Origin of the sequence: Pandoraea apista, from assembly GCF_001465595.2 — a bacterium.
In the GTDB taxonomy this organism is placed as follows: domain Bacteria; phylum Pseudomonadota; class Gammaproteobacteria; order Burkholderiales; family Burkholderiaceae; genus Pandoraea; species Pandoraea apista.
In genome coordinates this window covers 1,527,914-1,540,494 of record NZ_CP013481.2, presented here as the reverse complement: position 1 = coordinate 1,540,494, position 12,581 = coordinate 1,527,914, and the positions used below count along the sequence as shown (strand labels likewise).

The 12,581-nt window shown below is 63.2% G+C and carries 14 protein-coding genes; 8 read left to right on the top strand and 6 right to left on the bottom strand.

What is annotated here, in order from left to right; translation table 11 throughout:
- Nucleotides 1-137 precede the first annotated feature (137 nt).
- Together AT395_RS25500 and AT395_RS07125 are read left to right on the top strand one after the other, a co-directional pair.
- On the top strand, nucleotides 138-299 hold the full coding sequence (locus tag AT395_RS25500) for a hypothetical protein (RefSeq protein WP_156219629.1): 162 nt from the start codon (nucleotides 138-140) through the stop codon (nucleotides 297-299).
- The gene (locus AT395_RS07125; protein ID WP_082164633.1) at nucleotides 296-979 is read left to right on the top strand and encodes a lipocalin family protein; all 684 of its coding nucleotides are present in this window, start codon (nucleotides 296-298) and stop codon (nucleotides 977-979) included. Before AT395_RS25500 ends, AT395_RS07125 begins: the two co-directional genes overlap by 4 nt.
- Before the next feature lie 86 nt (nucleotides 980-1,065).
- On the opposite strand, the gene AT395_RS07120 is transcribed toward AT395_RS07125, so the two are convergent.
- From AT395_RS07120 to AT395_RS07105, 4 genes are all read right to left on the bottom strand, one after another.
- The gene (locus tag AT395_RS07120) at nucleotides 1,066-1,320 is read right to left on the bottom strand and encodes a hypothetical protein (RefSeq protein WP_048627689.1); all 255 of its coding nucleotides are present in this window, start codon (nucleotides 1,318-1,320) and stop codon (nucleotides 1,066-1,068) included.
- Between the two features lie 108 nt (nucleotides 1,321-1,428).
- Nucleotides 1,429-3,051 carry a chaperonin GroEL gene (gene groL / locus AT395_RS07115; RefSeq protein ID WP_042112412.1) on the bottom strand — a complete coding sequence of 541 codons (1,623 nt, stop codon included), beginning with the start codon at nucleotides 3,049-3,051 and terminating at the stop codon, nucleotides 1,429-1,431.
- A 77-nt stretch (nucleotides 3,052-3,128) separates the two neighbouring features.
- The gene (locus AT395_RS07110; RefSeq protein WP_042112414.1) at nucleotides 3,129-3,446 is read right to left on the bottom strand and encodes a co-chaperone GroES; all 318 of its coding nucleotides are present in this window, start codon (nucleotides 3,444-3,446) and stop codon (nucleotides 3,129-3,131) included.
- Between the two features lie 194 nt (nucleotides 3,447-3,640).
- Nucleotides 3,641-4,279, bottom strand: coding sequence for a hypothetical protein (locus AT395_RS07105; RefSeq protein WP_048627690.1), 639 nt, complete (start codon nucleotides 4,277-4,279; stop codon nucleotides 3,641-3,643).
- Nucleotides 4,280-4,476: 197 nt separating this feature from the next.
- Here AT395_RS07105 and AT395_RS07100 point away from each other — a divergent pair, with 197 nt between their 5' ends.
- The 4 genes from AT395_RS07100 (at nucleotide 4,477) to AT395_RS07085 (ending at nucleotide 7,414) form a co-directional block, all read left to right on the top strand.
- Nucleotides 4,477-4,917, top strand: coding sequence for an Hsp20/alpha crystallin family protein (locus AT395_RS07100; RefSeq protein WP_042112416.1), 441 nt, complete (start codon nucleotides 4,477-4,479; stop codon nucleotides 4,915-4,917).
- 36 nt (nucleotides 4,918-4,953) lie between these two features.
- Nucleotides 4,954-5,373, top strand: a complete 420-nt coding sequence (locus AT395_RS07095; RefSeq protein ID WP_048627691.1) for an Hsp20/alpha crystallin family protein — start codon at nucleotides 4,954-4,956, stop codon at nucleotides 5,371-5,373.
- Between the two features lie 408 nt (nucleotides 5,374-5,781).
- Nucleotides 5,782-6,033 (top strand): hypothetical protein, encoded by a 252-nt coding sequence (locus AT395_RS07090; protein ID WP_042112418.1) that lies wholly within the window; start codon nucleotides 5,782-5,784, stop codon nucleotides 6,031-6,033.
- Nucleotides 6,034-6,322: 289 nt separating this feature from the next.
- Nucleotides 6,323-7,414: an RHS repeat domain-containing protein gene (locus AT395_RS07085; RefSeq protein ID WP_167370718.1), complete on the top strand. Its 1,092-nt coding sequence runs from the start codon at nucleotides 6,323-6,325 to the stop codon at nucleotides 7,412-7,414.
- Here AT395_RS07085 and AT395_RS07080 read toward each other — a convergent pair.
- The gene (locus AT395_RS07080) at nucleotides 7,398-8,891 is read right to left on the bottom strand and encodes a sensor histidine kinase (protein ID WP_047014179.1); all 1,494 of its coding nucleotides are present in this window, start codon (nucleotides 8,889-8,891) and stop codon (nucleotides 7,398-7,400) included. The genes AT395_RS07085 and AT395_RS07080 overlap by 17 nt on opposite strands.
- Nucleotides 8,888-9,631: a response regulator transcription factor gene (locus AT395_RS07075; protein WP_042112422.1), complete on the bottom strand. Its 744-nt coding sequence runs from the start codon at nucleotides 9,629-9,631 to the stop codon at nucleotides 8,888-8,890. Before AT395_RS07075 ends, AT395_RS07080 begins: the two co-directional genes overlap by 4 nt.
- A 240-nt stretch (nucleotides 9,632-9,871) precedes the next feature.
- Between AT395_RS07075 and msrB the strand changes: the two genes are divergently transcribed.
- Entirely contained in the window at nucleotides 9,872-10,501 is a 630-nt protein-coding gene (gene msrB / locus AT395_RS07070) for a peptide-methionine (R)-S-oxide reductase MsrB (RefSeq protein ID WP_082164635.1), read from the top strand.
- 103 nt (nucleotides 10,502-10,604) lie between these two features.
- Complete coding sequence (locus AT395_RS07065; protein ID WP_042112423.1) at nucleotides 10,605-12,461, top strand: cytochrome c biogenesis protein DipZ; 1,857 nt, start codon at nucleotides 10,605-10,607, stop codon at nucleotides 12,459-12,461.
- The last annotated feature ends 120 nt before the right edge of the window (nucleotides 12,462-12,581 follow it).

Here is a 12,581-nt window from a genome sequence, read left to right as displayed (position 1 = left end):
ACGGATGAGGACTGCTTTCGGATGCATCAATGCATGTGAATTCTTTCACTGGAGGAAGAAATTCGTCAGCCGTGCATCCGGCCGGGTGCTTTACCCGTATACGAGCGCATCGCCAACCACATTGCCGGGAGTCATACATGCTATTGACAGTCGCAACGACCTTCTGTGGTCTGTTTGCCGCGCCCGCTCGCGTGCGGATAGCCGTTGCTGCATTGTTCGGTGATGCGAGCGGCCAGCCGTGGAGCGTCGGTCATCACCTGTTCGAGAAGCGAGAGAAGGTCGTGGGAGAAACGGTATGACCCAATATGCTGCGAGTGCTTATCCGCTGGCGGGCGGGCTCCTCTCCCGGATAGTCGGCTGGACAAAGCGAGCGGCGGCGCGGTTGGCACGCGGTCTGGCCGTGTCATGCGCAACGCTATGTTGCATAGCGCTCGCAGGCTGCTCCGGGTCCCCTCCCAACCCCAACCCTCTCGCCAATGTTCCGCTCAAGGTTACCTCGGTCGACTTGCCTCGATACATGGGCCGCTGGTACGTCGTTGCCAACATTCCCTATTTCGCCGAGCGTGGCTTCGTCGCGACCCGAGCGGAATGGGTACTTCGAGACGATGGAAGAATCGACGATCACTTCTATGGCCGCAAAGGGGGATTCGACCAGCCCGAAACCCACTACCAGTTTCTCGACAGCGTAGTGCCGGGCAGCGAAGGCGGTCACTGGCGTGTACGACTCATCTGGCCGATCTACGTCTCTCAACTCACCTTGTACGTGGATCCCGATTACCGCTACACCATTCTCGGCTACCCGGATAAATCGCTTGGATGGATATTCTCGCGCACGCCGACGATTGACGACGCGACTTACCGCTCGCTGCTCACGCGATTGGAAGCTATGGGCTATGACAGCTCGCGCTTTCGGCGAGTCCCCCAGTTGCCGGAGCAACTCGGTCTGCCGGGGTTCGCTACGCCGGGCCAGGACAACTGATCGACGAAGAAAATCGGCACCCCCGCCCGTTCGCCGGCTCACAAATGGGGACTGACACGATTGCCCATTGCGCGGGTCGAGTCAGTTCAGTCATCCGCCATGAGATGGCGAATAATCAGTGCGGGGTCGGCTATGTCAAGAATCAGCCTGCGAAGAATACGCTTGCGCATGTGGTCTTCGTCGAGCGTCCATGGCGCAGCCTTCTCGCTGAGATAGCGTGCGAGCGCTTCGCTGTTGTCCGCCCCAGCGGGAAGATCAAGCCGGGCAGCGAGCAGTCCCGCGACCACGTCGTCGATCTCTATGTCGAGCGGATTAGCGTCGATGGAAAGTTCAAGCCTCATGTCTGTCTCCGGCAAAAAACGGCGCCGCATGACACAGACATCGTGCGGCGCCGAACGAAACGCGCCGGTCGCGACTGTAGACCGGCGCGTGCACAACCCACCGCTGGGTCAGTACTCGAGTTCCGGTGCGCCGGACGGAATTGTCTTTTCCTCTTTCGGCGCGTCGGCGACCGTGGCATCCGTCGTCAGGATCAGCCCGGCAATCGAAGCAGCGTTTTGCAGAGCCGTGCGCGTAACCTTGGTCGGATCGACCACGCCCGCCTCGACAAGATCGACATACTCGCCCGTGGCTGCGTTATAGCCGAAATTGCCATTGCCCTCGAGCACTTTCGCGATGACCACCGAAGGCTCGTCCCCGGCGTTGGCGGCGATGACGCGCAACGGTGCTTCGAGCGCACGCAGCACGATCTGGATGCCCGCGTCCTGATCGCTGTTAGCGCCTTTCAGGTGGCTTGCCGCAGACCGCGCACGCAGAAGCGCCACGCCGCCGCCCGGCAAGATACCTTCTTCTACCGCCGCGCGCGTTGCATGCAACGCGTCGTCGACGCGGTCTTTCTTCTCCTTCATCTCAACCTCGGTCGCCGCGCCGACCTTGATTACGGCCACACCGCCCGCCAGCTTCGCCACGCGCTCTTGCAGTTTCTCGCGATCGTAGTCGCTCGTCGCCTCTTCGATTTGCGTACGGATCGCCTGCACGCGCGCCTCGATGCGCTTCTCGTCACCCGCACCGTCAATGATGATGGTGTCGTCCTTGCGGACTTCGACGCGCTTGGCCCGCCCCAGATCCTCGAGCGTGGCTTTCTGAAGCTGCATGCCGGTTTCTTCGGAAATGACGGTGGCTCCGGTGAGGATCGCAATGTCCTCGAGCATCGCCTTGCGGCGGTCGCCAAACCCGGGCGCCTTGACGGCGGCCACCTTCAGAATGCCGCGCATCGCGTTGACCACGAGCGTTGCCAGGGCTTCGCCGTCGATATCTTCCGCAACGATCAGCAGGGGTTTGCCCGCCTTCGAGGTCGCCTCAAGGATGGGCAGCAGATCCCGGATGTTCGAGATTTTCTTGTCGTGGAGCAGGACCAGAGCGTCGTCCAGATACGCCGCCTGCTTTTCCGGATCGGTGATGAAGTACGGGCTGACGTAGCCGCGATCGAATTGCATGCCCTCCACTACGTCGAGTTCGTTGTCGAGCGACTTGCCGTCTTCGACCGTAATCACGCCCTCTTTGCCGACTCGTTCCATGGCATCGGCAATGATTCTGCCAATCGCTTCGTCTGAATTTGCAGAGATCGATCCCACCTGCGCGATTTCCTTGTTCGTGGAAATCGGCTTCGAGAGTTGGCGCAGTTCATCAAGCACGGTAGCGACGGCCTTGTCGATACCACGCTTGAGGTCCATCGGATTCATGCCGGCGGCAACATGCTTCATGCCTTCCTGCACGATGGCCTGCGCAAGCACGGTGGCGGTAGTCGTTCCGTCGCCGGCCACATCGGCGGTCTTCGAGGCGACCTGTTTGACGATCTGCGCGCCCATGTTTTCGAAGCGGTCTTTCAGCTCGATTTCCTTGGCAACCGATACACCGTCCTTCGTGATGGTGGGGGCGCCAAAGCTGCGTTCGATCAGCACATTGCGACCCTTCGGTCCAAGCGTGACCTTCACTGCATCGGCGAGCACGTTCACCCCTTTGACGATGCGGGCGCGCGCGCTGTCATGGAATTTGACGTCTTTTGCACTCATGATATTGCTCCGGAAAGTAGTCGTTGATTCAACGCGTCGCGAACGACCCGCCCGGTGTCCGCGACCCGAATGCGATGTCAGGCGGCCTTGCGTGCAGCGCCGGCGTCGGCCTCGAGAACGCCCATGACGTCTTCCTCGCGCATGACAAGCAATTCTTCACCGTCGACCTTGACCGTCTGGCCTGCATATTTGCCAAACAGCACCCGATCACCGACTTTCAACTGGAGCGCGCGCAGCGTTCCGTCTTGCAGCAGTCGACCAGTGCCGACCGCAACCACTTCACCTTGCTCCGGCTTTTCAGCCGCTGAATCGGGAATCACGATGCCCGAGACCGTAGTTCGCTGCGCTTCGATTCGCTTGACGATAACCCGGTCGTAGAGGGGACGAATCTGCATTTCCATCTCCTAAGCGATTAAAGGATCACCAATAAGGGAATCCGGCTGGTGCACTCGGCGCGCTCGAAGCGGCGTATTGCACCAGCCGAGCCAATGTCTGGCGGAAAGCGAAATAGGGGTGCCCGTGTTGGGCTTCAAGAGGCGAAAAAGTGCTTTTTTGTAACAAATTGTTTCAGCGCGTTTTCAGCGCGTATTCAGCGCACTAACAGAATGCGGCGAACCTTGCCGAGCCGATAGATTGTGCGGCCTCGTCCCTCGGGGCGCCGGGGCTGGGCGGGTACCGGACAAGGTGGCCGACGGCCGCCATCCGCCTCAAGCGTGTCGTCCGGCTCGTCGAGCGTGCGCCATACCCCGCCTTTGACGGGCCGGAAGAGCCATCGCACATACCCCTTGTGCGCGGCGAGCTGCATCAGCTCGCGACGATCGGTCTGGTCGTCGAGAAGCGGTTGGGGAAAGGCAATGTCGTCACCGTAGTCGCCAAACGCCTGACGGCAGGCCAGCGCCTCGGCAGCGCTGGCGCCGATCACGTTGCAGCCGCGCTGTTCCGTGCGCTCGACATCCCATGCGCCGTATTGCCAGGCGGCGTCGAGCAGCATGGCGTCCACGGTTTCGAGACGATGCCATGGCGCGTCGAGCTGAATGGCCGATCCGGGAATCGGTCGCGGCGGGATGTCGACCCCGGGCAAGACAAGCGGTGTTGCGCGCCGGAAGCCGTGCCAGTGAAGTATGGCAAGAAGCGGGGAATTTACCTGCGCCGCCGCCGTGAGCGTCACGGCAAACAGCGGCAGGCGAACACTCTCGACCTGTTCCTGAAGTCTGTCGAAAAGATCCATTCGACCTCCTGTGAGCTATGTTGCGGGGCCTCTTGAAATTTCCGTTTCCTGCACTATTTTATGCATTGCTCAGGCAGTCGCGATAAGCGCTGCGTGTTTCGATTTGTTTGTCGGCGGGCTTATCCACGACGGGCGGACTGGAGCGCGTGGTTCCACTCGCCTTTCGTGAAAGGCCCCCTGAATTTCAGGAGCCACTCATGAGCGATCTTTTCTACAACACCGATCTGTTGGGCGAATTCGACCGCCTGCAGCGGCAGATGACAAGCCTCTTCTCGGGCTTTCCGGCAAGCCTGCGCGCGATGCGCAGCGAGACCTTTCCTCCAGTGAACATCGGCAGTACCGACGACAGCATCGAGATTGTCGCGTTCGCCCCCGGGCTCGATCCGGCCGCGATCGACGTCTTGATCGAGAAGGGCCTGCTCACCATCAGCGGCGAACGCAAACCGCCTGGCCCGGACCTGGGCGACGATGCTCGCGTCTATGCCCGGGAGCGCTTTATGGGTGCTTTCCGGCGAGTGATCGAGCTGCCCCAGCACGCCGACCCGGACAAGGTCAGCGCGCGCTACACCAACGGCTGCCTGATGATCACCGTCGGGCGCTCCGAGGCGTCGAAGCCGCGGGCGATTTCCGTCCAGTAAGGCGCCCGATACCGCAGAACGAACACGGAGAACATCATGAATGAAAACACTGAACTGACCTCCCGTTCATCGCGCACTGATGTCGTCGGCGCGCAGGGCGGGGAGACGGCAAAGCCTGTCACCCGTATCGCGCCCGCCGTCGACGTGTTCGAGGATAGCCGCGGCATCACACTGTATGCCGACCTTCCTGGCGTGCCACGCGAGAAGCTAGAAGTGCGCGTTCAGGACGGCAGTCTGAATATCGAAGCAGAGGCAATCGTTCCAACGCCCGCCGAACTGCGCTTGCTGCACGGCGAAGTGCGTCATCCGCATTTCCGGCGTGCGTTCACGCTGAGTCCGGATTTTGACGTGACACGTATCGATGCACAGTTGCGCGACGGCGTGCTCAAGCTGACGATTCCGCGCCGAGAGGAGGCGAAGCCGAGACGCATTCAGGTCAGCGTTGAACAGACGTAAGCCACCTGCCGTGCGCGGACACGCGGCACATCGTGCAGGGGGATGTGCCGCTTAACCCGCTATCCGGAGACATCCGGCGACGGCTAACGATGCAAAACCAGCCGATCTCGATGGACGGAACCCTTCCGTTTTTGCCACGGCCATGTGCATTGCCTGCGTCTTGCCCGTATTGCCCGTATTGCCCGTATTGCCCGTCTCGCCCGTTTCGCGTTGCTCTGGGCCCACGCCGGGTAAGACTTACCGGAACACTGCGATGCCCCACCGGTGCATCGCCTTCGATCGACGAGGAAACACCGCATCGCCAAACCGGCGCTGCCATTTGACACTGCCCATTTGACGCTGCCTCGCAGCGTGGCATCCTTTGCCTCGTGCCCCTGCTCACGGTTCCATTGCTGACAGGAGACAAAAATGCTCAGTCCACACGAATTTGCGACCCTGATGCTGGTTCGCCAGGCACCCGACCAGCTCGACATGAAACGCGCCGAACTCGACGCACTGCTCGAACGCCAGCTCGTCATGCTGGAACAATCGGATACCGGCTTGCGCCGTGCCCAGCTCACGGAAAAGGGCCGGTCGTTTCTCCGCAAGCTACATCCGGACGACGCCTCTTGCCGGATAGGAGCGCCCCTAAAGGAGCGTTGTTCGGACCGGGCCGACTGATCCCCTGTGTGCAGGTATCCCCTCGGCGATCGTGTGCAAGCGCTTGCCCGTAGCGATGTCGGCATGGCGACGCTGAGAATGTCGCCTCACAGCGGCTAACTCCGTCCCCTTCGCCGGATCGATGCGCTCGGTCCGTGACTCTCACCCAGGCACGTTTGCTTTCCCGTTGAAGCCCCCCTGCCAGGCTGTGGAACTGACACGTCACATAGAGCCGGTACAATCCGGGAGAGAATCTTCCCGACAATCGTTTGCAATGATGTCCGCTTTACCTGTCCGAACCGCCCATTCCATGCTTTCCGTACGCTCTGTCCGCCGTGGACTTGAACTCCTCACGCTGGCTGCGGCGCTGGCGGGTTGCGCCGGTCCCCTTCCGGGCACCGCCCCGGTGAATCTCCCGGCCACCGGCACAGCGACACCCACGCCCCCCTCGATGTCTCCCACCGTTGCCGACGCGCCGCAGCCCGTCGCCCCGTTGCCGTGGTGCGTGCAGACCTCCCTGCGCGAAGAAGACGATCTGATGCGCAACTTCGGTGGTATTCCTGCCGGGGTTCGCCGTATCGAAGAAACGCGCTTCATCGCCAGCTACGATCGCAGCACCGGCAAGGTCGGTCCGCTCGACAACGGCAATCGCTTCGTTATGGAGTTCGACGCTCAGGGCCACCTGCTCTCAAGCACCGACCGCGGCCGCTATACCTACGACGCCGACGGACGCCTGCGCAGCATCGACGGCGCCCCCGTCGATTGGCAGAGCGCCGACGCCTGGGTCGTGCGCGGCGCCACAAGGCGCGGGACATGGAAGGAGCAGGTGCGTCAGGAAAGCGACGGTCAACTGGAATGGACCCGCCGCATTCTCGCGTCGGCGAACGGCATCCATCATCGTCGCGCCGGCAGCCTGCAGGCACGCCTGTTCGACGACGAGTGCTTCGCGCTATCGCGTCAGTGGGAAGCGCCGAACGAGGCGCGTCAGGTGGTCACGGCAGACGGCAAGGTACGCCCCGCGCCGAAGGTCGTTTCCTACCGCACCTTCGCGAGTGTGGAGCGCAAACCCGACGGCGGGCGCATCGTCCGGGACAACGGCGCGTCGGCCTTCATCGACGGTCAGTGGCTGCCGCTGGCATGGGACAACGAGGTATCGGAATACTCCCCGCGCCACGAACTCATGCGCGTGACCCGCACCGACGCCGCCACCGGCGAGCGCCACGTGTCGGAGTATCACTACAAATACGACAGCCACGGCAACATTGTGCGCGTCGTGATCACCTCACCTTCCGCCGCAGGTGAAAAGGTCGACCCGTTCGCCAATGTCTTCGTGCGCAAGCTGACCTATTTCGACACCGTGCCGGGCACCCCGGCAGAGAACAGGATCACGTCGGCAAAGTAAAGCGGAACGTCGCACCCTGTCCTGCATGACCGGCGGCGTCGACCAGCGTGATACGCCGGCCGTGCAGTTGCAGAATACGGTGCACGATACGCAAGCCCAGCCCGCCCTCACGGCGGGCGCCCCCGACCGTGAATGGCCGCTCGAAGAGTCCGTCGCGCGCGCTCTCGGGAATGCCCGGCCCGGTATCGCTCACCTGCACCTCGATTTCCGTGCCGACCGGCGCCACTGACACCGTAATCTCCCCGCCCGACGGCGTGTACCGCAGCGCGTTATCGAGCAGGTTCGTGAATACCCGCTCGATCAGCCCCAGATCGGCCCGTGCGACGGGAATTTGCGGTGCGAGTTGCGCGCGCAGCGCTACCCCGCGCGACTCGGCGCTCAGCTCGAATTTCTGAAAAACGTCCTGAATCAGATCCGTGATGGAGAACGGCTCGGCCTCGGGCTGTACGAAGCCGTGTTCGAGGCGCGCCAGTTCGAACAGCGACTGCGCCAGCGCCCCGACCTTGCGGCTCTGATCGAGTGCAATGCCCAGATAGCGCCGCCGCTCGGCTGGCGTGAGCGTGGCGTCCTTGAGCGATAGCGTTTCGAGATAACCGTGCAGCGACGACAGCGGGGTGCGCAAGTCGTGCGAGATGTTGGCGATCAGCTCGCGCCGCTCCTGATCCTGACGCGTGAGCGCGCGCCATTGCGTTTCCAGTCGCTCCACCATTTGCCGGAAGGCACGCTCCAGCACCACGATCTCGTCGCTCGGGCGCCCCTGTTGCGAGGCTGGTTCGTCCAACGAGACAGCCGGCAGCGCAGACACCGGGGCGGCGTCGATATCGAACTCGCGCACAACGTCGGTCAGGCGTCGCAACGGCCGGGTGATGAGCGCAAACGCCGCCAGACCGGCAATCAGGCACAACGCCGCCACGAGTCCGATGGACCATAGCGCGGTATTGAGCGCAACGCTCGTTGCCCCGCGTTCGGCATACCGGTCATGAGCCTCGCCGAGCAGCACGACGTAGATGTACCCGACCTCCCGACCATCCACGCGCAACGGCGCGGCGCTGAACACCTTGCGAACATCGGTATTGCGCGGATCGTCCCCATAGATCGGCAGCGCCTCGCCGTCGAGTAGCCGGTGCACAGGCGCCAGATCGACCTGCGTGCGCCGCAAATGACCCTCCGGCGCCGCGTGACCGGTGATGCGCCCGTGCATGTCGAGCAGATAGACCTCGACACTGGGATTCACGACCATCAACTGACCGAACAGACGCCGCACGGCATCCGGCTTCATACCGTTCGAGTCCATCAGTTGCGCATTGGCGGCAATGTGCTCGGCAAGTCCGCGAGAGAGCCCCTGAATCACCTCGGCTTCGTGCATGCGATTCGCGCGCACCTGCATCCATGCCGACGTGCCGCAGCACACCAGCAGCAACACCGCGAAGACCAGCGACAGGCGCTGCGTCAATGTGAGATTCCAGCGGCGCGTCATACAGCTCCTGGGTCGGCACTCGGGCCGTCCGGTCCGCCATCGGTCGCGAACTTGTAACCACGTCCCCAGACCGTGAGGATGCGTGTGGGCTGTGCCGGGTCCGCCTCGATCTTGGCGCGCAGCCGATTGATGTGAGTATTGACGGTGTGCTCGTAGCCCTCGTGCTGATAGCCCCATACGGCATTGAGCAGATCCATGCGCGAGAACACCTTGCCGGGCTGGCGCGCGAAGAAGTACAGAAGATCGAACTCGCGCGGCGTGAGATCGAGCCGCTTGCCACCGAGCGACGCTTCGCGGGCGATCGGATCGATGAACAACCCGGAAACCGCCAGACTGCCAGCCTCCATGCGCGCGTTGCGAGCCAGCGCGTCGACCCGTCGCATAAGCGCCTTGACCCGGGCGACCAGTTCCAGCACCGAAAACGGCTTGGCCAGATAGTCGTCGGCCCCGAGTTCCAGCCCGAGAATCCGATGGACTTCGCTAGAGCGCGCACTCGTGATGATGATGGGGGTGTAGCGCGTCATCTCCCGCGCCCGGCGGCAGATTTCCAGACCATCGACGCCCGGCAGCATCAGGTCGAGGATCAGGGCATCCCAGCCGCCTTCGGACAACCGGCGCAACCCCTCGTCGCCGTCGGCGCAATGCACGACTTCGAATCGCTCGTCGCGCAAATGCAGCGTGAGCAAATCGGCGATATGCACGTCGTCTTCGACGAGCAAAACACGGCGCGGCGATTCCATCGAAGGGACAACTCCCGGGAAAGTGGGTCTTGGAGACCCCATTGTGCGCAGTTCACGCACCGCGAGGTATCACGAATTGTTTAATTTTACGTGAGGACTTTGGCATCGCCCGCGCACTACGCTTCAGTCATCGATCCGGCGCGGATCTCCGCTGTGCATCACTACCGTCGCTCCGCTCCCCTGAACCGGTGACGACGATGCCAGCGCCGCCCCGGATCGTCCTACTGACCGGAGGATGTCATGAGTTTGTCCGAAAACGATCCACACCGCTCAACTGAGCCGCGCGAGTCGTCCAAGTCGCCTAAGTCGCATCAGCCGCGCCGCGCTGCCGCCGGGAGCCCCCACCCGGTACCATCGCGCCGGGTGTTTCTGCTGAGCGCGACCGCTGCGGCGGCGGCCGTCGCCGCCGGACTGGTGCCGCGGCTCGTGCGCCCGGCACGGGCGGAAGACGCCCGCCATGCCAACACCCCCGAACACTTCGAGGTGGCCTACAGCGACGCCGAGTGGCGCAAGCGCCTGACGCCCGGGCAGTACGAAATCCTGCGCAACGAAGGGACCGAGCGTCCCTATTCGAGCCCGCTCAACGACGAACACCGCGCCGGCACCTTCTCTTGTGCCGGTTGCGCACTGCCGCTCTTTTCGTCGCGCACGAAATTCGACAGCCACACCGGCTGGCCGAGCTTCTGGACACCGCTTGAGCACGCCGTCGGCACGCGTACCGACACAACGTTCGGCATGGTTCGCACCGAAGTGCATTGCCGGCGTTGTGGCGGCCACCTGGGCCATGTGTTCGACGATGGGCCGAAGCCGACCGGTCTGCGCTATTGCATGAACGGCCTTGCCATGACGTTCAATCCGCAAGCAGCCTGATGTCGAAACCACCCTGCCCGAGGGGATATAACCAGCCCCACTTACCGCCAACTCATAAAAATTGGCTTCGCCCGGCATTCGGGCGCTGCTTCTGGAGTGCGTCATGACTTTGCTCATCCTTGCCTATCTCGGCGGGATTCTGACAATCGTCAGCCCGTGCATTCTGCCGGTACTGCCGTTCGTCTTCTCGCGTGCCGGCCAGTCTTTCTCGCGCAGCGTGCTGCCCATGCTCGCCGGTATGGTGCTGATGTTCGCGCTGGTCGCCACGCTCGCGGCCGTGGGCGGGAGCTGGGTCGTGCAGGCCAATCAGTACGGCCGCTGGCTCGCACTCGCGCTGGTGGCGCTCTTCGGTGCGACACTGCTCTTCCCGAAGCTCGCCGAACGGCTCACGCATCCGCTCGTATCGCTTGGCGACCGGCTGTCGCAGTCGGCGCAAACTGACGGCATCGCCAAGGACGCCGTCACTTCCGGCCCGCGTCCCGGCCCCTCGTTCCTGCTGGGGATCGCCACCGGGCTGCTCTGGGCGCCGTGCGCCGGCCCGATTCTGGGTCTGGTGCTCACGGGCGCCGCGCTGCAAGGCGCAAGTGTCGGCACGACGCTTTTGCTGGTCGCGTACGCGGCAGGCGCGGCCACGTCGCTCGCGCTGGCACTGCTCGTCGGCGGGCGCGTGTTCGCCGCCATGAAACGCTCTCTCGGCGCAGGTGAGTGGATCCGACGCGGGCTCGGCGGACTGATGCTCGCGGGCGTTGCCGCGATCGCATTGGGGCTGGACACCGGTGTACTCGCGCAAGTCTCGACGGCGTCGACAGGCGGTATCGAACAAAAGCTCGTGGAACAACTCGGCGCCCGCCGTCACGACGCGGCCCATACCGACACGCCGGGACAGAACGCGCCGGCAGCCGATCAAGCCAACGCAGGCGGCGCAGCCATGACCGCCACCGGCGGCGCGATGATGCTCGCCGCTGTCGATGCGCCCGCCCCGCTCCCCGTCGAAGGGCAGTTGCCTTCGCTCGACGGCGCCGTGCAGTGGCTGAACTCGCCGCCGCTCTCCGCACAAGCCTTGCGTGGGAAGGTCGTGCTCATCGACTTCTGGACATACTCCTGCATCAACTGTCTGCGCACACTGCCGTACGTGAAAGCGTGGGCACAGAAGTATCGCGATCAGGGCCTCGTTGTCATCGGTGTGCATGCCCCCGAGTTCGCGTTCGAACGCGATATCGGCAATGTGACGAAGGCCGTGCATGATCTGGGAGTCGACTACCCGGTCGCCATCGACAACAACTACGCCATCTGGCGCGCTTTCAACAATCAGTACTGGCCGGCGCACTACTTCGTCGACGCTCAGGGTCGTGTGCGTTACCACCACTTTGGCGAAGGCAACTACGCCGAGTCGGAGCGCGTGATCCAACAGCTGTTGCGTGAAGCGGGCGCCAAGCAGGTCGCCGGCGGAATTGCCGACGTGCAAGCCAATGGCGTTCAGCAAGCGGCCGACATGCGCGACGTCGCGTCGCCGGAAACTTATGTCGGCTACGAACGCGCCGATCACTTTGCATCGCCGGGGGGCGCCGTACGCGATCAGGCCAGCGACTATCGCGCCCCGTCAATGCCGTCCCTCAACCAATGGGGACTGGCCGGTGGCTGGCGTGTCGGGCCGGAGCAGGCCACGGCAACCGAGACCGGCGCACGCATCGTCTATCGATTCCACGCCCGTGATCTGCACCTCGTACTCGGCCCCGACACGAACGGCAAGCCCGTGCGCTTTCGCGTGACGATCGACGGCAATGCGCCCGGCAACGCTCACGGCACAGACGTCACCGCCGACGGGGCCGGCACAGTGACCTCACAACGCCTGTACCAGCTGGTGCGTCAGTCGGCTCAGGCGGGCGAGGTACGCGACCGCACGTTCTCCATCGAGTTTCTGGATCCGGGCGTGTCTGCCTATGCCTTTACGTTTGGTTGAGCATGCGCGCGCCGGCGGGCGCTTGCGATCTGCCGCCCGCTACCGCGAATCCGCGCCGGATTTCATTTTCAATTGCCATTGACCTTGTCAGCGAGGCGTCTACAGACGCCAGGAGTTTTC